General features: G+C 45.4%; 19 protein-coding genes. 4 read left to right on the top strand and 15 right to left on the bottom strand.

What is annotated here, in order from left to right:
- Positions 1 to 33: 33 nt before the first annotated feature.
- The 9 genes from GSQ66_RS18445 to GSQ66_RS18405 form a co-directional block, all read right to left on the bottom strand.
- Positions 34 to 1,395 (bottom strand): ABC transporter permease, encoded by a 1,362-nt coding sequence (locus GSQ66_RS18445; protein ID WP_162428811.1) that lies wholly within the window; start codon positions 1,393 to 1,395, stop codon positions 34 to 36.
- Entirely contained in the window at positions 1,388 to 2,299 is a 912-nt protein-coding gene (locus GSQ66_RS18440; protein ID WP_162428810.1) for an ABC transporter ATP-binding protein, read from the bottom strand. Before GSQ66_RS18440 ends, GSQ66_RS18445 begins: the two co-directional genes overlap by 8 nt.
- Positions 2,300 to 2,488: 189 nt before the next feature.
- Positions 2,489 to 3,628, bottom strand: a complete 1,140-nt coding sequence (dnaJ, locus tag GSQ66_RS18435) for a molecular chaperone DnaJ (protein ID WP_162428809.1) — start codon at positions 3,626 to 3,628, stop codon at positions 2,489 to 2,491.
- A 4-nt stretch (positions 3,629 to 3,632) separates the two neighbouring features.
- Positions 3,633 to 4,205 (bottom strand): nucleotide exchange factor GrpE, encoded by a 573-nt coding sequence (locus tag GSQ66_RS18430; protein WP_162428808.1) that lies wholly within the window; start codon positions 4,203 to 4,205, stop codon positions 3,633 to 3,635.
- Positions 4,206 to 4,457: 252 nt separating this feature from the next.
- Entirely contained in the window at positions 4,458 to 5,450 is a 993-nt protein-coding gene (gene obgE / locus GSQ66_RS18425) for a GTPase ObgE (RefSeq protein ID WP_202923375.1), read from the bottom strand.
- Between the two features lie 35 nt (positions 5,451 to 5,485).
- Positions 5,486 to 6,079 (bottom strand): adenylate kinase, encoded by a 594-nt coding sequence (locus GSQ66_RS18420; RefSeq protein ID WP_162428807.1) that lies wholly within the window; start codon positions 6,077 to 6,079, stop codon positions 5,486 to 5,488.
- A gap of 112 nt (positions 6,080 to 6,191) precedes the next feature.
- Positions 6,192 to 6,734, bottom strand: a complete 543-nt coding sequence (gene hpt / locus GSQ66_RS18415) for a hypoxanthine phosphoribosyltransferase (protein ID WP_162428806.1) — start codon at positions 6,732 to 6,734, stop codon at positions 6,192 to 6,194.
- A gap of 106 nt (positions 6,735 to 6,840) precedes the next feature.
- Complete coding sequence (locus tag GSQ66_RS18410; protein WP_162428805.1) at positions 6,841 to 9,090, bottom strand: sodium-translocating pyrophosphatase; 2,250 nt, start codon at positions 9,088 to 9,090, stop codon at positions 6,841 to 6,843.
- Positions 9,091 to 9,494: 404 nt separating this feature from the next.
- Positions 9,495 to 10,409 carry a M20/M25/M40 family metallo-hydrolase gene (locus GSQ66_RS18405; protein ID WP_162428804.1) on the bottom strand — a complete coding sequence of 305 codons (915 nt, stop codon included), beginning with the start codon at positions 10,407 to 10,409 and terminating at the stop codon, positions 9,495 to 9,497.
- A gap of 109 nt (positions 10,410 to 10,518) precedes the next feature.
- Here GSQ66_RS18405 and GSQ66_RS18400 point away from each other — a divergent pair, with 109 nt between their 5' ends.
- Positions 10,519 to 11,769 carry a tetratricopeptide repeat protein gene (locus tag GSQ66_RS18400; RefSeq protein WP_162428803.1) on the top strand — a complete coding sequence of 417 codons (1,251 nt, stop codon included), beginning with the start codon at positions 10,519 to 10,521 and terminating at the stop codon, positions 11,767 to 11,769.
- On the opposite strand, the gene GSQ66_RS18395 is transcribed toward GSQ66_RS18400, so the two are convergent.
- Genes GSQ66_RS18395 through GSQ66_RS18385 form a run of 3 tightly spaced genes read right to left on the bottom strand, consistent with a single transcriptional unit; the run spans position 11,762 to position 15,114 of the window.
- On the bottom strand, positions 11,762 to 12,826 hold the full coding sequence (locus GSQ66_RS18395) for a glycosyltransferase family 4 protein (protein ID WP_162428802.1): 1,065 nt from the start codon (positions 12,824 to 12,826) through the stop codon (positions 11,762 to 11,764). The two genes, GSQ66_RS18400 and GSQ66_RS18395, sit on opposite strands and share 8 nt — an antisense overlap.
- Positions 12,823 to 14,037, bottom strand: coding sequence for a glycosyltransferase (locus GSQ66_RS18390; RefSeq protein WP_162428801.1), 1,215 nt, complete (start codon positions 14,035 to 14,037; stop codon positions 12,823 to 12,825). Before GSQ66_RS18390 ends, GSQ66_RS18395 begins: the two co-directional genes overlap by 4 nt.
- Positions 14,038 to 14,043: 6 nt before the next feature.
- The gene (locus tag GSQ66_RS18385; RefSeq protein ID WP_162428800.1) at positions 14,044 to 15,114 is read right to left on the bottom strand and encodes a glycosyltransferase; all 1,071 of its coding nucleotides are present in this window, start codon (positions 15,112 to 15,114) and stop codon (positions 14,044 to 14,046) included.
- A gap of 47 nt (positions 15,115 to 15,161) precedes the next feature.
- On the opposite strand from GSQ66_RS18385, the gene GSQ66_RS18380 reads away from it, so the two are divergent.
- Positions 15,162 to 16,388, top strand: coding sequence for a polysialyltransferase family glycosyltransferase (locus GSQ66_RS18380; RefSeq protein ID WP_162428799.1), 1,227 nt, complete (start codon positions 15,162 to 15,164; stop codon positions 16,386 to 16,388).
- Positions 16,389 to 16,449: 61 nt separating this feature from the next.
- Here GSQ66_RS18380 and GSQ66_RS18375 read toward each other — a convergent pair whose 3' ends face one another.
- The 3 genes from GSQ66_RS18375 to asnB form a co-directional block, all read right to left on the bottom strand.
- Entirely contained in the window at positions 16,450 to 17,409 is a 960-nt protein-coding gene (locus tag GSQ66_RS18375) for a UDP-glucuronic acid decarboxylase family protein (RefSeq protein WP_162428798.1), read from the bottom strand.
- Positions 17,410 to 17,411: 2 nt separating this feature from the next.
- Positions 17,412 to 18,758 carry a UDP-glucose dehydrogenase family protein gene (locus GSQ66_RS18370; RefSeq protein ID WP_162428797.1) on the bottom strand — a complete coding sequence of 449 codons (1,347 nt, stop codon included), beginning with the start codon at positions 18,756 to 18,758 and terminating at the stop codon, positions 17,412 to 17,414.
- An 85-nt stretch (positions 18,759 to 18,843) separates the two neighbouring features.
- Positions 18,844 to 20,754: an asparagine synthase (glutamine-hydrolyzing) gene (asnB, locus tag GSQ66_RS18365; RefSeq protein ID WP_162428796.1), complete on the bottom strand. Its 1,911-nt coding sequence runs from the start codon at positions 20,752 to 20,754 to the stop codon at positions 18,844 to 18,846.
- 144 nt (positions 20,755 to 20,898) lie between these two features.
- Between asnB and GSQ66_RS18360 the strand changes: the two genes are divergently transcribed.
- Positions 20,899 to 21,795: an alpha/beta fold hydrolase gene (locus GSQ66_RS18360; RefSeq protein ID WP_162428795.1), complete on the top strand. Its 897-nt coding sequence runs from the start codon at positions 20,899 to 20,901 to the stop codon at positions 21,793 to 21,795.
- Positions 21,796 to 21,818: 23 nt separating this feature from the next.
- The gene (locus GSQ66_RS18355) at positions 21,819 to 22,061 is read left to right on the top strand and encodes a hypothetical protein (RefSeq protein ID WP_162428794.1); all 243 of its coding nucleotides are present in this window, start codon (positions 21,819 to 21,821) and stop codon (positions 22,059 to 22,061) included.
- The last annotated feature ends 274 nt before the right edge of the window (positions 22,062 to 22,335 follow it).

Raw genomic sequence — 22,335 nt, 5'->3', positions numbered from 1 at the left:
TGCAGCACCGGCTCTAACACTATAAACTATAGTTTATACTCTATAAAACAGCCACTTAGACAGCTCCTTATAGTTGATCTTTTTACCATACATTAATATACCTACGCGGTAGATACGTGAGGCAAGCCACGTTGTAAATATAAAGCCTAAAATAAGCAGTCCCATAGATAGCAACAGTTCCCAGGCAGGCACGCCGAACGGCACGCGCACCATCATTACTATAGGCGAAGTAAACGGAATGATCGACATCCAGAAGGCCACTGCCCCATCCGGGTTTTTCAGCACCACGGAGTAAGACATGATAAAGGAAATAACCAACGGAATGGTAATCGGCATCATAAATTGCTGGGTATCTGTCTCGTTATCAACAGCGGCACCAATGGCCCCAAATAGCGAACCGTACAGCAAATAACCTCCCAGGAAATAAAACAGGAAGCAGCCAAAAATAAGCAGCAGCGGCAGGTTGGTAAAGCTCTGGGTCACATCCTGAATGGTATTGGCAAACTCATCGCTGTTGGCAGCCGCCTCTTCCGAAGTTTCTTCATCCAGGTTGGCTACACTTTCGCCTTCAGCAGCCACTTTACCAGCCTGGTACTGTTCCATCGGCGATGGAGCCGCATCTATGCCAAACGCTGCCGAAACAGCTGTTACAGCTACAAAAGAAAGAATTATCCAGAGCAGGAACTGCGTTAAACCAACTGCAGCAATTCCTATGATCTTACCCATCATCAGCTGGAAAGGCTTAACCGAAGAAATGATAACCTCGACAATTCGGCTCGTTTTCTCTTCAATAACGCCACGCATGATCTGCACACCATACAGGAAAATAAAGAAGTAAATGATAACCGCAGCCACAACACCTGCTGCCGAAGTAATAATTGCATTATTATCTTTCTCGCCTTCGTCGCTCAGGTTTATAGTATTAAGCTTTACATCGGCCTCTATCTTATCTAACGTTGCGCGATCTAACCCCGAAGCCACGAACCGCTGATTCTCGATCTCCTTTTCCAGTGCGTTTTCGAGGCGCATCTGGGTTTGTATACTGGTGTTCTTTTTGCCGTAGATCGTTATCCCTTTCGGATCATCAATTGTGATTTTGGGGATATAAAGCAGGGCTGTATTGTCTGTTTCCTGGTATACTGCTTTCGCCTGCTCCAGGCTTCCTGCCAGGTGCACAAACTTCAGGTCTTTCTTATTCTCCAGCTTATTTTCAAACAGGCCGCTTTCATCCAGCACCATTACAGTCTCCTCATCGCCAGACATGGTTATAAGTAGCCCGGGCAGAATCATGAAAGTAGCCAGCAACAGTGGTGTCAGCAACGTCATGATGATAAAGCTCTTCTTACGAACTCGTGTCAGGTATTCGCGCTGTATAATTAACCAGATCTTATGCATATTTTGTTTCGGTTACTTTACGGATGAAAATATCGTTTATACTTGGCACCAGCTCTACAAAAGAATGGATCTCTACACGCTCAATCAGGTAGCGCAGCAGGTCATTTGGCTTCACACCGTTTTCCAGTTTTATATTTGCCCGGAACACCCCATGGTTCTCGTGCTGCTCCAGCACCTTAAAATCAGGCGATGTAATTAGTAGGCGACCATTCCCAATTATCTGGAACGTATCGGTTTTGTAGGCATCTTTAATTTCGCGAACGGGGCCATCCAACACTTTCTGCGACTTGTCTATCAGGGCAATGTTATCGCAAAGCTCTTCTACTGATTCCATACGGTGTGTAGAAAAGATGATCGTTGCTCCGTTGTCGCGCAGGCGCAGTATTTCGTCTTTTATCAGGTTGGCATTTATCGGATCAAAACCTGAGAATGGTTCATCCAGGATGATCAGTGTTGGTTCGTGCAGCACGGTGGCAATAAATTGTACCTTTTGCTGCATCCCCTTCGAAAGGTCTTCAATGTTCTTCCCTAACCACTCACGAATCTCAAAACGATCAACCCATGTTTTTATACGGGCCGAAGCTTCGGCTTTAGAAAGGCCTTTGAGCTGCGCCAGATATAGCAGCTGCTCTCCTACTTTCATTTTTTTGTAAAGTCCGCGCTCTTCCGGCAGGTAACCCATATCCTTTATATGGTTGGGCTTCAGGCGCTCGCCCTTGAAGTAAATCTCACCTTCGTCGGCACCGGTTATCTGGGTAATTATACGGATAAGAGAAGTTTTACCGGCTCCGTTAGGACCCAGCAAACCAAAAATGCAACCTTCCGGTATGTCAAAGCTCACATTATCGAGGGCAGTGTGGTTAGCATAGCGTTTAGTAACGCCATCAATCTTTAGAATACTCAAAGCTTAAAAACCATTTGATGTAATCAAAAATAGCTTTAAAGCACCAGAACGACAACTTTATATCCGCTTTATACTATACTTTTCGACAAACTATAACTATAGCCTGACAAAGAAATTATAGTTAAGGATATAAAAGCAAAAGAGCCGGCCCTTAAATCAAGAACCGGCTCTTTTATAGTTTATAGTTGCTTACTGAAAGTAGTCTTTTACTTTCTCGAAGAAGCCTTTATCGTTTTTGCCCGGATGCGGTGCAAAGTTATCGGAATCGCGCAGGCGCTCCAGTGTGGCACGCTCTTCTGAGCTCAGGTGCTTCGGCGTCCAGACGTTGATATGGATCAGCTGATCGCCTTTGCCATATCCGTTAATGTCTTTTATACCTTTGCCACGCAGCCTGAAGATCTCGCCGCTTTGCGTACCCGGCTTAATGTTGATCTTTACTTTACCGCCTATAGTTGGCACTTCAATATCAGCACCTAAGGCAGCATCCATAAAGCTGATGTACTGGTCGAAGATAACGTTGTTCCCATCACGTTTCAGGGTTGGATGAGCCTCTTCTTCGATCTGAATCAACAGATCTCCCGGTACACCGCCACGCTCAGGCACGTTACCTTTTCCGCTCATAGACAGCTGCATGCCATCCATTACACCGGCCGGTACATTTATAGTTATTACCTCTTCCTGAAGTTCTCTTCCGCTACCGTGGCAGGCATCGCAGCTCTTGGTAACTATGCGACCTTCGCCGTTACAGGTCGGGCACGTGGCCGTACTAACCATCTGGCCCAGCATAGTGTTAACCACTTTGCGTACCTGACCAGAACCCTGGCAGCTACCGCAGGTTTGCATTTCGGTTCCGTTTTTAGCACCGTTACCACCGCAGGTACTGCACGCTACGTAGCGCTTAACTTTTATCTTTTTCTCAACACCGTTAGCAATCTCCTCGAGGTTAAGCTTGAGTTTAATGCGCAGGTTGCTGCCTTTACGTTGTCTGCGGCCACCGCCTCCCTGGCGTCCGCCGCCAAAGAAACTTTCAAACGGGCTGCCACCACCGAAAATATCCCCGAACTGAGAGAAGATATCGTCCATGTTCATGCCGCCACCGCCGCCGTTCATACCCTGGTGACCGAACTGATCGTAGCGCTGACGTTTCTGCTGGTCGCTTAGTACTTCGTACGCCTCAGCAGCTTCCTTAAACTTATCTTCTGCCGTGTGGTCGTCCGGGTTTTTATCCGGGTGATATTTGATGGCTAACTTACGGTAAGCTTTTTTGATCTCTTCCTGCGAAGCTCCCCTGCTTACCTCCAGCACCTCGTAATAATCTCTCTTAGCCATTTGCTTACGCTCCTATTATAACCTTTGCAAAACGGATCACCTTGTCATTCAGCGTATAGCCTTTCTCAATCACGTCTACAATTTTGCCTTTCAGCTCTTCTGATGGCGCCGGAATCTGGGTTACTGCTTCGTGCATGTCAGCATCAAAATCAGCACCAGCCGGAATATCCATTACTTTCAGTCCTTTTTGCTGCGTTACTTGTCTCAGTTTATGAAAAACAAGCTCCAGGCCTTGCAACAATGCATCCACATCTTTGGTTTCTTCCATCGCCTGTCGTGCACGTTCCATGTCATCCAGTACAGGCAATAGTTCGCCCATCAGGTCCTGGTTTGCAGTTTTTAAGATATCCTGGCGCTCTTTGGCAGTTCTGCGTCTGAAGTTCTCAAACTCAGCCATCAAACGAATGTATTTATCTTTCATTTCTGCCAACTCTGCAGCGGCGCCATCCTGCTGGTCTTTAGTAGCAGTTTCTTCGGTTTCGTCTACCTGGTTCAGGTTTCCTTCCGTTTCAGCACTGGCAGTGTTCTCCTGCAATTCTTCGTGCTCCTGTTCTTTTTTAATATCTTTATCTGACATAATGCCTTAAAAAAGTTAGATGAATAGGTCTTCTTTGTCTTTTCAATTGTCTTGCCAAACCGGCGCATGTGCCAGAATGGCACTGCTTGATTGTTAAATTGTTTAATTGCTAAATTGTTGATTACTGCCTTTTGCGAATCTTAACAATTAAACCATACAGCCATTTAACAATTTGCGCCATAGGCGTTCAAAAAAAATCGGTAGACAGCCTGTTAGCTACTACCGATTTACATAAAACTATAAATTACTGGCCTAGCTGTTTAGAGCATTCCAGATCATATCTTTTAACTGAGAAATATTCTTACCGGTTATACTTGAGATAAATACTGTCTCGAGTTCTTTTGGCAACGTACTTCGCATCTCGTTTTCCAGCTCTTCGTCCAGCATATCGGATTTAGTGATGGCAAGCAAGCGTTTTTTATCGAGCAATTCCGGGTTAAAGGTCTCCAGTTCGTTCAGTAATATTCTGTACTCTTCGGCAATATCAGGGCTCTCGCAGGAAATCATGAACAGCAACATAGAGTTACGCTCGATGTGGCGCAGGAACCTTAAACCGAGTCCTTTACCTTCCGAAGCTCCTTCTATAATTCCGGGAATATCGGCCATTACAAACGAACGGTAATCGCGGTAAGCAACTACGCCTAAGTTTGGAACCAGGGTTGTAAACGCATAGTTGGCAATTTTAGGCTTGGCCGCTGATACCACAGACAGCAACGTAGACTTACCTGCATTCGGGAAACCAACAAGACCTACATCGGCCAACAGTTTCAACTCCAGGATCACCCACTCCTCGCGGCCTTCTTCGCCGGGTTGGGCGTAGCGTGGCGTCTGGTTGGTTGGCGATTTAAAGTGTGCGTTACCCAACCCACCGCGGCCACCGGGAGTAAGAATGATCTCCTGACCGTCTTCGGTTATTTCACACATCATTTCGCCGGTTTCGGCATTCCTGGCTACTGTTCCAAGTGGAACCTCCAGCACCTGATCTTCGCCTTGCGCACCGCTCGAGTGGCTTGGTCCGCCATTATGGCCGTTCTCAGCTATAATGTGTTTGCGGTATTGCAGGTGCAGCAACGTCCATAGTTGCGAGTTGCCTTTTAGTATAACATGACCGCCACGACCGCCGTCGCCACCATCAGGTCCACCTTTTGCCGTTTTCTTATCGCGGTGCAGGTGTGCAGAGCCGCCACCACCGTGTCCGGAGCGTGAGCAGATCTTAACGTAATCAATAAAATTTGATGATGCCAATATGGTAGTAATGTGGACTATAGTCCGGTAAATGCTTACTTCTCTTCTTTCTTCGCTTTCAAAGAATCTATCTGGTTGCAGATCGCTGCAAAGATCTCATCGATCTCGCCAATGCCATCTACTGCAAAATACTTGCCTTGTCCTGAATAATAATCAGCAACAGGAGTAGTTTTAGTATTATACTCATCCACACGCTTCCGAATCAGTTCTTCGTTCTGGTCGTCTGGGCGGCCTGAGGTTTTACCACGAAGCAGCAAACGTTTGGTCAGCTCTTCATCGTCTACTTTCAGGGCAATCATGCACGAAATTTGGGTACCATGCTCTAACAGCAGTTTATCCAGCCCCTGTGCCTGTGGCACTGTACGCGGGAAGCCATCGAAAATAAAGCCGCCGGCGTTTCTGTTTTCCTGCACTTTATTAGAAATCATCCCGATTACCACTTCATCCGGAACCAGCAGGCCATTATCCATCAAAGATTTGGCTTTCAGACCCAGTTCAGTACCCGCTGCAATTTCAGAGCGCAGCAGATCGCCGGTTGACAGATGAATCAGGTTATATTTATCGATCAGCTTCTGACTTTGCGTGCCTTTTCCAGCACCTGGAGGACCGAACAAAACGATGTTGAGCATATCTTAGGTTATAATAAAAAGCAAAAATAGGTATAAAATTCCTGAAATGTTAAATTTTTTGACCTGCCAACCTCAAGCCTCTGGCAAGTGTAAGCCGGTTACTTTAAATAAATTAAGACACGATCTTATAGATATCGCGCAGGTTGCGGCCAAGGCCGTTATAGTCAAGTCCGTAACCTACCACAAAGTCGTTAGGTATAGCTTTGGCCACATACTTTACATCTAACTTGTGCTGCAGGCAATCCGGTTTTAGTAACAGTGAGGCTATCTCTACTGATGCCGGAAATCTGGCTTGCAACTGGTTGATCAGGTTATGTACCGTATGCCCGGTATCTACTATATCTTCCAGCACCACTATATGCCGGCCTTCCACATTATCTGTCAGGCCAAGTACTTCCCTTACTCTTCCGGTACTTTCCATATCCTGATAAGAGGACAAACGGATAAAGGAAATCTCACAAGGTATAGTTATCCGCTTTAATAAGTCAGACGCAAACATAAAGGAGCCATTAAGTACAGCCAGGAATAGTGGGTTTTTGCCTTCATATTCTTTGCTGATCTGTTCGGCCAGCATCGTGATCCGGGCTATTATTTCTTCTTCGTACAGGTAAGTGCTAAAGTCGCAATCGTGCAGCGTGATCGTACGGGGGCTCATAGTTTGCTTTTTGGTGAGTTGTACAAAGGTAGCATTTTAGAATATGATAAAAAAAGAAGCCCGGCCTTTGCGCCGGGCTTCTTTATACTGATAACTATAGTTGAGGTTACTTTGCAGCAATACCAGCTATCGTTACTGTATTTTCAGCGTTTATAGTTTTTTCTGTTGCCGGCGTAACCTTCACTTCTTCAGGTGTCAGTTTTGGCTCTTCCGGAATGGCAGGTGTTCTTTCTGTAGCAATGTGCGGCGCAATTACCAACGACACAATTGACATCAGCTTGATCAGGATATTCATGGACGGACCAGAAGTATCTTTAAACGGATCACCTACGGTATCGCCGGTTACAGATGCTTTGTGTGGCTCAGACCCTTTGTACTCCATCACGCCGTTTATCATTACACCTTTCTCGAATGACTTCTTCGCGTTATCCCAGGCGCCACCGGCGTTAGACTGGAACATGGCCATCAGTACACCAGAAACGGTAACACCAGCCAGCAAACCACCCAGAATTTCAGCAGATGGCGTTTCTTCAAACACACCTTTCAGACCGAAACCAACTATAAGCGGAACGATAAGGGCAATAGCGCCCGGCAACATCATTTCACGGATAGCCGCTTTTGTAGAGATCGCCACGCATTTTTCGTATTCCGGCTTGCCGGTACCTTCCATAATGCCCGGAATTTCGCGGAACTGACGGCGTACTTCGTGCACCATTGCCATCGCTGCTCTACCTACTGCCGCTATAGCCAATGCGGAGAAGATAAACGGAATCATGGCACCAATAAACAGACCAGCTAAAACCGGCGCTTTGTAAAGGTCAATAGAGTCGATGCCTGCAATACCAACGAAAGCTGCAAAAAGAGCAAGTGAAGTTAACGCAGCAGAAGCGATCGCAAAGCCTTTACCGGTTGCTGCCGTTGTGTTACCAACTGCATCCAGGATATCGGTTCTGCCACGTACTTCTTTCGGCAGCTCGCTCATTTCAGCAATACCACCGGCATTATCGGCAATCGGACCAAAGGCATCGATAGCCAGCTGCATAGCTGTAGTTGCCATCATGCCTGCGGCAGCAATCGCCACACCGTATAAACCAGCTGCTGCATACGAGAACACAATACCTGCAGCCAGAACTATAATTGGCAGAACCGTGGAGTGCATACCTACTGCCAGTCCAGCGATAATATTGGTAGCATGGCCCGTAGAAGATTGCTGTACGATAGAATTAACAGGACCTTTACCCATTGCGGTGTAGTACTCCGTGATAATACTCATTAAAGTACCTACTACCAGACCAACTATAACTGCCAGGAACACATCGTTTGCGGAGAAATCAAAATTACGCAGGTTCATCTGCTCCGGTAGCATCCAGTGAATTACAAAGTAGGCACCTACCGCTGTCAGGAATACAGAGATCCAGTTGCCACGGTTAAGGGCAGCCTGCACATCGCCACCTTCTTTTACACGGATGAACAGCATGCCGATCAGCGAGAAAACAATACCCAGACCAGCGATCAACATTGGAAGGATAACCGGCGATAAGCCACCGAAATTATCCTGCGCAATAACCTCGCGGCCAAGCACCATGGTGGCCAGTATAGTTGCCACATAAGAACCGAACAAGTCAGCACCCATACCGGCTACGTCACCCACGTTATCGCCTACGTTATCGGCTATAGTTGCAGGGTTACGCGGATCATCTTCCGGAATACCGGCTTCTACTTTACCTACAAGGTCAGCACCCACGTCGGCAGCTTTGGTATAAATACCACCACCCACACGGGCAAACAGGGCAATACTTTCAGCACCCAGCGAGAAACCTGTCAGTACCTCCAGGGCACGCTCCATCTGTATGCCATTTACATCAGCACCAGTACTCTGTACGAAATAGTAATATAAAACTATAAACAGAGAGCCTAAGCCAAGAACAGCCAGACCAGCCACGCCCATACCCATTACCGAACCACCTGCAAACGACACGTCCAGGGCGCGGGAAAGGCTGGTACGAGCTGCTTCGGCAGTACGCACGTTTGCTTTAGTAGCAATGCGCATGCCTATAAAACCAGCCGTAGCCGAAAAAACAGCACCAATAATAAAGGCTATTACAATAGACCAGTGCGATCGCTCACCACCGGAATAGCCCAGATAACCTAAAAACAAGGAAGCAATTATGACAAAATAAAAGAGCACTTTATACTCTGCTTTTAAGAAAGCCATCGCACCATCTGAAATGTGGCGCGCAATTTCTGTCATGCGCTCATTACCTGCGGGCTGCTTCGTTACCCACGCCGACCGTATAAAAGTATACAGTAAGGCCGCCAGACCAAGAGCAGGAATCGCGTAAAGAATATTTTCCATTTAAAAGAGTTAAGAGTGTTAAGGTTAAAGAATATTTGAATATAGCTATTAAAGAAATGAGTTTGGCTTGAATATTCCAAATATTTTTACCTGAAAGCGGTTTAGAATGAAGTGCAGCTATACTTCTTAGGCTGAAGCGGTTGGAGCTATAGTTTGCATGAACAGGCCCAACTATAGTTTAAAAGCAAAAAAGCGCAGTTCCGGACCGCGCTTTTGTAGTTTATAGTTCAAAATCAGAACCAACCCACACTATTATGTAATCCTGATCGGAACATGTTTGTAAGCAGTAAAAGCTTACGCTTCCCTTCCCAGTTTTCTTTCAGAATGGCAGTGATTTTAACACCTCAATCTATAGTTCGTACTTCCCTTTCATAAACTCTCTAACTCCTAAACTCTCTAACTGATTATAGTTTCTCCAGCAGTGCCTTGTACAGCTTAACCATACTATAGATGTCATTCTTGTTTACGATTTCATCAGGTGTGTGCACGTTATCTTCGGGGGCACCTACAAAGCACCAGTCCCAGGGATAAGCGGCTTTCTGCAGTTCTTTGGCATCGCTGCCACCAGCCCCTTCCACCTCCAACTGGTAGGGCACTCCCGATTCTCTGGCAATGTTAATGATCTTCTGCACATACGAGCGCCGGGGAATCAGGCTGTCACGCATCGAGATAACAACGCCTTTGCCCGGCTGTACACCTTCTGTAACCCAGGTAATATCGGCAATCAGGGCCTGGCGTACTTGGTAATGTTCGTAAATGTATTTGGCCAGGTAAGCAACCGAACCACCGCCATGTTCTTCCCAGCAGCTAAACGCTATAATACCATTTTCTAACGTCTCAGCAACTTTTAGTGCAGCCCAAACACCCAGGCGGTTATCCATATAGCAGCTTTGCACCGTTTCATCCGTTTCCCTGAAATCCGACTTAAAAACCAGCTCGGTGCCGCGCTCGATTTCGCGATGGTACTCGTAGCTCAGTTCGCCTTCTTCTTCGTCGTATTTCAGCGTGCAGGTAATATCGCCCTGGCTATCAGAGCCTGTTAACGTGTAACCGGTTTTAGAGGCAGGGCCACCGATTGGCACCAGCTCATGGCCGTAGCGCACGGTATACCCGATAGAATCCATGTGGGCAAAAACAGTGGCGCGCGGCTTCCCGAAAACGAGTAAAATACAATCCTGAAAATCTTCGTTATTTACTATAACGGGTTGCACCTTCCACTGAACTTTATGTGTTTCGATATAGTTTAGCAGAAAGTCAGTCATCTTTTTTTCGTTGCCTGACGGAGCATGTATCTGGCATAGTTGTTTCAGGAGCTGCATGTTTGTAGTTTTGGGTTTGAACTCAAAATTAATATAAAAGTTGTACTTTCATTTCCTATCCTGATACGGTAGCAAGTGGCGCACAAAAAATAGAATTTTACAATTTCACATGAAGAAGTTTTTATACATCGCCTTTGGTTTACTTTTACCTGTAATGGCTACGGCACAAACCCAGGAAACTACAGGCGATACTACTGCCATGCGCCAGATCAATATTGGTACAGTAGATGTAATTCCTGCTGCGGTGAAGGTAAAAGGCATGCTGCTGCTAAACAAAGAAGTACAGTATGAACTGGAAGGTGCTGTTGATAACATGTACAACTTTAAGTATGAGCGTGCCGAGAAGCAGTTTAAGTCGTTGCGCCGCCGTTACCCGGAGCACCCGCTGCCATACTTTCTGATGGGCCTGAGCCAGTGGTGGAAAATTGTACCTACCAACATCCAGACGAAAAAATACGACGACCTGTTTTTTGCCTACATGGATACCACCATTCAAAAGGCGGAAGAACTATACGATAAGAATGAGAACAACACGGAAGCGGCTTTTTTCCTGGCTGCTGCCAATGGCTTCTCGGCCCGGCTGCACTCTGAGCGTAGCAACTGGCGTAAGGCCACCGTGCATAGCAAGCGCGCTATAGAATACATGGAGATTGCCAAAGCCGGTAATGGACTGAGCCCGGAATTCCTTTTTGGGGAAGCACTTTTTAATTATTACGCTATCTGGATACACGAAAACTATAAAATGTTGCGCCCTGTGCTGGCTTTCTTCCCGGATGGTGATAAGCGATTGGGATTAAAGCAGCTACGCCATGTGTCAAACAGCGGCTTTTATACAGGAACAGAAGCAAAGTTCTTCCTGATGAAGATCTACGCAAACGAAGAAGGCAACCTGGATGAATCGATGAAAATTGCGCAGTCGCTGGCAACCAAATACCCGGACAATGCCTACTTCCAGCGTTTTTATGCCCGATTGTTATTTGTGCAGGGCCATTTCTCGATGGCAGAGCGTGTGTCGTTGGATATTTTGCATAAACTTGAACAGAAAATGCCCGGATACGAAGCTGTGAGCGGCCGTTACGCGTCTTACATTCTGGCCTACGTTAACCAGAACAAATACCGCGACCTCGAAAAAGCAAAACAGTATTACCAGGAATCCATTATGTATGCCGAGATGAGCAACGAACGTGATTCGGGTTACTTTATTAACTCCTACCTGAACCTGGCCCGCATCAGCGACCAGCAAAAAGATAAATCGAAGGCAAAACGCTATTACACCATCGTTATCAATTCTTCAGAGAAAAAATCAGCGGCATTTAAAGAAGCCCGAAACTTCCTGAAAGCGAATAAAAAGGTTAAGTAAATAACTCCAGAAAGGTTTGCTGACGTGCAGCCATGGAGTATGCCTGTGTAACCCAAAGTTTACCGGCGCGACCAAATTCAGCTCTCAGTCCGGTATCCTCCAGCAGGAGTTCCAGCTTTTCGTACCATTCCTGTTGCGTTGTACAACTATAGCCAGCCAAACCATCAGGCACAGCTGTCCTGTTTGCTCCAACCTCCGAAACCACAGCCGGTATGCCCAGCGCCATGTATTGCAGTGCTTTAAAGGCGCACTTCCCTTTTGCCCACCCGGTATCGGGTAGCGGCATTACACCTATGTTAAACTGCAGCAAACTTTTAACCTCTGTTGCTTCAGACCAAACTATAAACTTCAGCGATTTTATCTTTAAATCCGGTTTCCGGTCTGCCACTACTATAAAATCGAAACTATAGTTTTGTTCCAGTTGCTGCAAAACCGGTTCTATAAGCTTTAAATAAGGCAACGTAGAATGCGACCCGATCCAGCCTATAGTTACCCGTTCTGTTTGCTGCTCTTTAAGGTGGCTATAGTTTGTAGTCGTGTTTAAAACAGTAGGCAGATAAACAACATTTGCGTTATGGTTTAAAGCATACCGCTGCAAAAAATGATTCCCGGCGCTTACTTTATAACTCCATTTACAGATTTGGGCAGTTTTGTGATGCCATTTATAGTTTGATGCCATGCTGTTACCATCAGTTGTATTCGGCATCCAGATAGCGTCATCAAAATCGAAAATAAGTTTTTTGCGAAAGACCTTTGCTGCCAGCCACTCAAACCACGGCGGCCCAACGGGTGCGGCTTCACGATGGATAAAAACATAATCGTAAGCCGGCAGTTTAGTTAACAGCAGTAATCTTCTGAACATGCCTTTTACTAATCCGAACAGCTTCTGTAAACTATAGCCTTTCTTATAAAGTATCGCCCAGGTCGCTGCATCCCAGAAAGGCGCGAGTTTATAGTTTTTAGTTTGCTCCTGCAGCACAGGTAGCCATTGCTCTACTCTATACCTTTGCGAAGCAGCTTTACCAACCGGGTAAGGAACTATAAATAAAATTTTCATAGCCCGTTACTGCTGAGTTTGTTAAAGAAATATTCATACGCTTCCCTGATTCTCTCCGGTGATCTATAGTTTGCTGCCAGTTGTGGTATTCTCTGCCGGTGATTCGGGTCGCTAACTATAGTTTGGATCTGCTGAATGGCTTTCTCCAGGCTACCGGTTTGCGTTAAATTAAAAAGTGCGCCTCCTCCCTCGTTCTTTATGATGTCACTATCGTCGCCGATGCCTTCCGTCAGCAATACCGGCAATCCGTTTGCCCAGTACTCGCCAATTTTAACCGGAGATAGGTATTTTTTGGAAGGGCCGGGCTTGTAAGTTGCCAACGTAAAATCGGCAGCTGAAAGATAAGCCGGCACCAGCTCATGTGGCACCGAATCAACATATACTTTACTCAGGTCGATTTTATAGTTACGCAGTTGCTGTTGAATTCCCTCCTGCGGCTGTGGCGACAAAATGATCAGCCTAAAATCCGGGATTAACCTAAAGCATTGCTCATAGATCTGAAAAGCTTCCTTGGTATAGTATAGTCCGCCAAATTTGCCGGCATAAATGCCTATAGTTGCCTTCTCCCAGCCCAGTTGCTTACGCAGCTCTAGCCTTCTCTGAACATCAAACTGGAATCGCCTATAGTCTACAGAACAAGGTATCACAACAATTTTACCAGGGTATACTCCTTGGGTTAATAGTTTTTGCTTATAGCCCAGAGTAACCGGCATCAGTCCCGCAGCATTTTTTAACTGCTGTTTCTCCCACTGCTTTTGCATGTTATACTTCAGGCCAAACTTACTCCAGACTCCGGATTCCAGCATATAATCAGCATGCGGCTCAAACAATGAAACTATAAATGGAGTACCAGCTACTTTTGTCGCCTTATCAGCTACAGCTCCGGCCGGCGCACCGTGCGCAATCAGCAGGTCAATCTTTTCGTCGGTTAAAACTTTTCTTAGCGCTTTATACCCGTTCCTGTAATCTGCTATCTGGTTAAATAACCTTCGTTTATAGTTTGACGACCGCAATGGCAACCACTTTACTTTATCATGCTTCAGTATAGAATCGTATTCCTTTAACCCAAGGGCTCCTGCCGTATCTTCAAGTGTGAGAAATACGATTTGCCTGATGTTTTGCATCCCTGCCAATGCCTCCAGGTGCGGCGCTACTGTAGAAACAGTTAGTCCATCACTTAATTTCCAGCGGCAAAGAAAGGCTATATTCACAGTTGATCAGGTAAGGTAGTGTTTGTACAAAGCATCTATTTGCTGCAGGTAAATTCCCCTTTTAAACTTTTGCGCTCTGGCCTTTCCGGACAAGGCTAGTTTATTTCTCAGCTCAGCATTATTCTTCAGTTCAAGTATCTTTTTTGCACAGTCTTCTGGTAAGTCCAGATCAAAAAAAAGGGCGTGGTTCGCTGTAACTTCCCTGTGCGCATCAATATCTGATAAAACACAAGGCAAACCAACCGCCATCGCCTCAACCATCGCAATCCCAAACCCTTCGTGCGCTGAGGCAAGTATAAATCCGTCGTATTGGTGCAGCAGTTCATTTACTTTTTGATGTTCGCCTTTTAGTTTTACTTTCTCTAAACTATTCTCATCAATGTTTTTTTGCAACTCATCCATTAATGGCCCATCCCCGATAATATCAAGGTAAATATTCTCTCCTTTTAAAAGCTTGAAGGCTTCCAGTAAAAAAGTATGGTTCTTAGCTGATTTCAGAGTTCCTACCGTAACAAACCGAAACCCTTCTGAATTTTCCTTTGCCGAGCTGCAATATTCCGGGAGATAAAATTCATCCTTCACGAAATTATAGACCACAGAGCAGTTAGAACCTGTTTTTATATACTTCCTATAGTCCTGCGCCACAGTTTCTGACACAAAAACCATGTGATGCTTTTTACTATATGTTAGTTTCTCCAGGTATAAACTTAAACGGTTTGGCTGGAATGCATCTTTACTCAGCAGGCCATGTATAGTAGTAATTAACTGAATATTTGCTGGTTTTGCCAATCTGGCAACTATAATTGGCCAGTAATGATGCGCATGAATAAGCTTAACCTGCTCTGCTTTAATAATTTCCCGCAGTTTACAGGCACAGCTCAGTAAGCTATATTTTCCAGTATAGTTCAGGCAGTATAGTTTAGCAGCTTTAACTTCTGGCAAGAGCGTTTCAGGGGGCCGCATGTAAACCACCACATGCCTGTAATCATCAGAAACACCTTTCAGAGACTCTGTTAAAAGCACTTCGGCTCCACCAATCACCAGCGATTCTATAATATGTAGTATGGTAACTTTCAAGTTAACGTTGCTAATGGTAAATTACCTCTTCGTAATTTTATATAAAGGTGGACAAGCCAAAAATACTATTTATCGGCGATTATTGCAGAACAGATTATCTGAGCATGCTGGATATGTGCAGAGATGCCTGCGAATTCTGGTTTCTGTATTTTTCGTCGCCCGATGAAGAGCATAACAAAGCATATCTGAACTATGGCCAGGCTATTTATTGGTCTGATTACAGAAGTGCGCAGGACTTGCTTAAAGCGTTAGCACCGCACAAAGTGCTTTTCTTATACATTGATACTTACCATGCAGTGGTACTGAATATAGCCTGTAAAGCTGCCGGAATATTTACGTATCATTTAGAGCATGGCATGCGTGCAGATTATGGTATTGCCTGCGATGCAACTATAAGCCCACAACTATACCAAAGCCCTTATAATAAGTTCAGGACATTCTTATACAACTTCGGAAACCGTATCAAATCCAGGCTGTTTTTGAAGAATAGTATCCGGCAATTTTCAGAAGAGGATGCAGCTTTTGCAAAAGAATATATTTCGGTTCGGGGCAGAAAGAATTATATTGAGACCTTTAAGTTACTAGCATCCCCTAAACGCCTTCCAGATTGTTATATCTCTTTCAGCCCAAAAGTTTACGCGGTACACCAGCAACACGACCACCTTACAGGCAGCCAGAAAGTACACTTTATCGGTATCCCTTATTTTGATGAGCTGGCTACCGTAAGACCAACTATACCAGAACGCGCCATACTCTTTATAGATCAACCGTTAGCTGAAAAACAATTATTAAAGTGGTCGCCTGCTTACAAAAAGACTTTTGTTGAAGAACTGGCAACTATAGCCCGGCAGCTCAACTATAAACTATACGTAAAACCCCACCCTGACCAGGATATTACACCATGGCAAGGCATTGCTGAGGGAATAGATATTATCGACGATGCACAGCTACTTGAACGAAGTGGTAGCATATCTATAGTTATAGGCTTTTACTCCACTTACTTAATGCCTTTTGCAGCTTTTGAACATACCACCCTTATTACCCTGGAAAACCATCCGGCAGGAAAACTAGATGTGTCAAAATCTTTTGTGGATGCAGGCGTGGCGCACCCTGTCTATAGTTTAGATGAATTGCCGGAAGCCCTGGATAACATCGAGCAACTACATCAGCAGCAGTTACCCAACAAAAAGAAATTTGAACAGGACTGGCTCTATAAATTTGATGGAAAGGCGGGGGAAAGACTCAGGGATATTTTACTGCGCAACGAACTATAAAACAAAAGGGGCGTCAAACTATAGTTTGACGCCCCTTTTTAATTTTTACAACTCAGGAGTTTTAAACCGTTTCGGCAGGAACCTGAATTTTGTCTTTAAAGTATTCCAGCGTTCTTTTTAAACCCTCTGCACGATCAACCTTTGGCTCCCAGCCTAATATTTCCTTGGCACGGGTAATATCCGGCTGGCGTTTCTGCGGATCGTCCTGCGGCAATGGCTGATATTCTACTTTCAGTTCTACTCCGGTCAGGTTACAGATCTCCTCTGCAAACTCTTTTATAGTTATCTCTGATGGGTTACCAACGTTTACCGGCAAGGCATAATCGCTAAGCAGCAGGCGGTAAATGCCCTCCACCAGATCATCTACATAGCAGAACGAACGGGTTTGAGAACCATCACCGAAAATGCTAAGTGGTTCGCCACGCAGCGCCTGGCTTAAGAATGCAGGCAATACACGGCCATCATCGAGGCGCATACGCGGACCATACGTGTTAAAGATACGAACTATACGCGTCTCTAAACCATGGTGCATGTGGTAGGCCATTGTCATTGCTTCCTGGAAGCGCTTTGCTTCGTCGTAGCAGCCACGCGGACCTACCGGGTTCACATTACCCCAGTAATCTTCGTTCTGTGGGTGCACCAGCGGATCACCGTAAACTTCTGAAGTAGAGGCAATAAGCATACGGGCACCTTTCGCTTTCGCTAAACCCAGCAGGTTATGTGTACCCAGCGAGCCAACTTTCAGCGTCTGGATCGGAATTTTCAGGTAATCGATCGGGCTGGCCGGCGATGCAAAATGCAGAATATAGTCCAGCTTACCGGGCACGTGCACAAACTTAGATACATCGTGGTGGTAGAACTCGAAATCCTTCAGTTTAAAAAGGTGCTCAATGTTCTCCAGGTTACCCGTTATCAGGTTGTCCATGGCGATCACATGATAGCCTTCTTTTATAAATCTATCGCAAAGGTGCGAGCCCAGAAAACCGGCTCCGCCTGTAATAAGTACGCGTTTTTTAGTCATGGTTACACAGTTGCTTTTAATTGCTCCACAGGCTGTTTTACACCAATGCCATAGTACGTGAAGCCTTTTTCGTTGAGGTCTTTGGCATCGTAAATATTACGTCCGTCAAATACTACTTTATCCTTCATCAGTTTGCTGGCTACAGTAAAGTTTGGCGAACGGAATTCCGGCCACTCGGTTACCAATAGCAGTGCATCCGCATCGATCAGGGTTTCATACTCGTCTTTGCCATACTGGATGGTGTCACCCAGCGAATGCTTTGCTTCTTCCATAGCAACCGGGTCGTAGGCTTTTACCTGTGCGCCCTGCTCTAATAGTTTCTTGATGATCACCAGGGATGGTGCCTCACGCATGTCGTCGGTTTTTGGTTTGAACGACAAGCCCCATACAGCAAATGTTTTGCCGGCCAGGTTACCATTAAAGTGCGTGCTGATTTTGTTGAAAAGTACCGACTTCTGGTTCTCGTTCACTTCTTCCACCGACTTCAGCACTCGCATCTCGTAGCCATTTTCATTAGCCGTACGGATAAGCGCTTTTACGTCTTTCGGGAAACATGAGCCGCCGTAGCCAATACCCGGGTAAATAAACTTGTTACCGATACGGGCATCCGAACCAATACCTTTACGCACCATGTTCACATCGGCGCCCATAATCTCGCACAGATTGGCAATGTCGTTCATGAAGCTGATTTTGGTAGCCAGCATGGCGTTAGCCGCATACTTGGTCATCTCTGCCGATGGGATATCCATAAAGATAAGCGGGTGGCCGTTCATCAGGAATGGCTTGTATAGTTTGGTCATCACCGTCTCTGCTTTCTCAGAACATACACCAACAACAATTCTGTCTGGTTTCAAAAAGTCTTCAATGGCAGCACCTTCTTTCAGGAACTCCGGGTTAGAGGCCACGTCAAACGGGATATCCACGCCACGGGCAGTTAATTCTTCCTCGATAGCTTTACGTACCTTGTTAGCAGTACCAACCGGCACCGTGCTCTTGGTTACCACAACCAGGTAGTCGTTCATATTTTGCCCAATGGCTCGGGCTACAGCCAATACATATTTCAGGTCAGCAGAACCGTCTTCACCCGGAGGTGTACCAACCGCTATAAAGGCAGCATCGCAGCCTTGTATGCTGGTGGCAAGGTCGGTAGAGAACGATAAGCGCTCTTTCTGGGTATTGCGCGCTACCATTTCTTCCAGTCCTGGCTCGTATATCGGCAGAATGCCCTTCTTTAAATTCTCAATCTTGTTTGTATCGATGTCGATACAGGTAACATCTATACCTACTTCCGAAAAACATGTGCCCGTTACCAGGCCAACATATCCGGTGCCAACTACAGCTATTCTCATATGCTTTGAATTATCTTAATTGCAAATTTATACTATTATATATTAAAGTATCCTTAAATATAAGGATGATTCTATTTGTCCTGAATTAACTGGCCGTTAAAAACGTGTTCTTCCACCAGTACTGAAAAACCAACAGCGTCCATACCTGGGTTTGTAATGTGGTGGCAGTATATCCTTTAAACGCCTGCCGGAGCTTTCTTATTTGCGCTACATCAAATATCTGTTGTGCCTCAATCAGTTCATCCGATAAGTACTCGCTAACCAGATCTGCACCTTCTGTTTGCAAAAACGACAGCAGCGGTATCTCAAATCCCTTTTTCGGTCTTTTATATAGTTCAGCTGGCAACATGTGCCGGAAAGAATCTTGCAGAATCTTTTTTTGGTACGAGCTGTCTATTTTTGATGTTACCGGCAGCGAAAATGCGAACTTAACAATTCTGTGATCTAAAAAAGGGCTTCTGATTTCAAGGCCGTTTGCCAATCCCATCAGGTCTGTTTTAGGGAGCATGTCGTTTGCCAGCACCAGTTGCCAATCGGCACACAATACGCTGTTCAGGTCGTAATGTTTCCTGTTTAAACACTCCAATAACCTGTTTTTTCTGGCCTGGTATAAGCGGTTAGCTGCTTTTGCCCTGTTTTCTGGTTTTAATAAGGCTAATGCCTGCTCCTCTTTTTGCCATGTTGCCCACAGCCAGTACCGGTCCGAGGCCGGTAGTTTTGCTCCTGATGCAAAGCGATGTAACTGTCTTACTTTATTCGCAACAAAAGAGTTTCTGGATTTAGGCAGATTTTCCCACAAATATTCAAGTTTTGTAATAAATCCTGCAGCAGGGCCTTTAGAGAGTACCTGGAACTCCGCACGGTGCTTGTTATAGCCCGCAAATAATTCGTCAGCCCCATCCCCTGACAAGGCTACTTTTACCTGTTTGCCGGCATACTTGCTTAAACTATAAACTGCCAGCGCCGACGAATCTGCAAAAGGCTCGCTCAGTCCATCCAGCATGCCAAAGATGTTACTGTACAGTTCCTTGTTTGTTAAAAGCAGTTCAGAATGATTGGTTCTGAACTTATCAGCAACTAAGCGGGCATAACCTGTTTCATCAAAAAAAGGCTGCTCCGGAAACCCTACCGAAAATGTTTGAAGTTCGGGCACCTGCTGCGAAGCCAGCCCTACAACGATAGAAGAATCAATTCCGCCACTCAGCAGAGCCCCTACCGGAACATCAGACACAAGCCTTTCGGTAACTGCCTGCTGCAATAATGTCTTTAATTTTGATTGCTGCTGGTTATAGTTCAGAGAGTTTGCAGCGGCTTTTTCGCCATCAAACGGCAGCTTATACCAGTTACTGTCGTGCACTTTGTTATGCTTAACTATAAGGTAGTGGCCCGGAAGCAGTTTTTTCACCCCTTTCAGTATAGTTGCCGGTGCTGGTATGTATGTTAGCTGCAGATACTGGAAAAGCGATGTATAGTCAAGCTCGCGGGGGATGCCCAGTTCCAGTAAAGCCTTTAGTTCGGAACCAAACAAGAATTTATCGCCATCCTTATAGTATAGCAAGGGCTTTTCGCCGAAACGGTCGCGGGCAACAAACAGGCTCTGTTCTGCGGCATCGTAAATGGCAAAAGCAAAGAAACCACGGAGCTTTTTTAAACACTCGGGCCCATATAGTATGTATAGCTGCAGCACTACTTCCGTATCTGAGTCGGTAGCAACCTGAACGCCTTTTGCAGCTAGTTTGGCATGCAGCGCCTTGTAGTTAAAAACCTCCCCGTTATAAACTATAGTATACCTCCGGGTAGCATCTGTAAAAGGCTGACCAGAATGATGGGGGGCAATTATGGCAAGCCGGCAATGTGCCAGCGCCACATTACGGTGCACGAAAGTACCGGAAGCGTCCGGGCCACGATGCCGGATCGCCTCGCTGGCTTTCTGCAACTGCGCTATAGTTTCTGAGCCAGTTTCAGAAAATGCGAAAACTCCTGTTATTCCACACATACTAGCAGTAAAGTTAGGGTTTTCTCATTCAGTCAATGGCTTAATTCTCCTGAACTGTTCTAATAAGTAAGCTCGTTTTACTCAATTTTAACAACCTGCCTCCTGAAACAAAGTATAGTCTTAGTAAGAACACCCTATTTTACTATGAAACCAGACTGGTTAGATACTAAGGAATATCCTTTCGAATCTAAATACTTGCAATTAGACTGTGGCAGAATGCATTACATTGACGAAGGCGAAGGCCCCGTAATTGTAATGGTGCATGGTACGCCGGCATGGTCTTTTATTTACCGCAACCTGATTAAGCTTTTGAGCCCAAAATACCGCTGCGTAGCCATGGATATGCTGGGCTTCGGGTTATCAGATAAGCCGGAAAACTTCAGTTATAAACCCAGGGCGCATGCCGATAACTTTGCAAAGCTGATGGAGCATTTGCAGCTAAAGGATATTACCCTGGTAGTGCATGACTTCGGAGCACCCGTGGGGTTGGCTTACGCGCTTGATAACCCTCAGAATATCCGCAGTATTGTAATGCTCAATACCTGGACCTGGTCGCTGTCGAAGCACAATACGTTTACCAAAGCCAGTAAATACCTGGTTGGTCCGTTAGGCAAATTCCTTCATTCTAAGCTTAATCTCTCTACAGGTGCTTTGGTTAATGAGCTTTTCGGAGGTGCCCAGCATTTACCGGAGTCTATTCAGGATCAGTACATTAAAGCACTTGGCTCTCCTGAACAACAGGTGCGATCTCTTGCCTGCGCCCGCGAACTGGTAGGCGTAAGCAAATGGTATGAGGAGCTGTGGCAAAAACGTAAAAACATACAAGACATACCAACCCTTATACTTTGGGGCGAACGGGACAAACTTGTAAAAATTGAAGCCTTACAAAAGTGGAAGCGCTTTTTCCATGAATGTTACGTGATTCATTTTGAAGATAGCGGGCACTTTTTACAGGAAGAAAATGCCGATGAGCTAGCCGGGTATGTCAGTAATTTTATAAAAGAAGAGCAGAAAAAGCGCGAACTGGCCTTGCAACCATAAACTTAAAGCCAAACTTACCTACTATGAAACCGAACAAACCTCTTAAGGAAGCAATCTTTCGGGCACCCGAATCCACAGACGAAAACAAACAGCCTCAGCAGGAAAAACTATATCATATGGGTACTACTGCAAAACCAAAAAACGAAACAAATCCTCAGAAAGCACAGCAGGACCTTGTAAATGAAAAGCCACGCAACCAAATGGAGTCGTTGTATAACCTGCGGGAGTTGGAGTATGAGGTAGTGAAGGAGAAGAAGAAAATGTAAGGAGTTCCGTAGCTTAAACTATAGTTTTGTTTTGATTATTTCAAACGCAGAGAAAAATCTGAACTACAGATTAATGGAGATTGGATTGATTTGCAGGATCCAGACCTGACAATGCTCCCCAAAACATACGGACCAGGTTTCTGCTCCTGCTTGTATCTGATAACTATAGTTTCCTTTCTGTCATTCCGAGCAAAGTCGAGGAATCTTATGTGTCCTATAGTTAGAGTAATTACCACTGAAAACAAGACGCAAACTGTTGCGTCTCTATAAGCTG

The organism is Pontibacter pudoricolor, assembly GCF_010092985.1.
GTDB classification, from domain to species: domain Bacteria; phylum Bacteroidota; class Bacteroidia; order Cytophagales; family Hymenobacteraceae; genus Pontibacter; species Pontibacter pudoricolor.
This window is presented reverse-complemented; position numbering and strand designations above follow the sequence as displayed.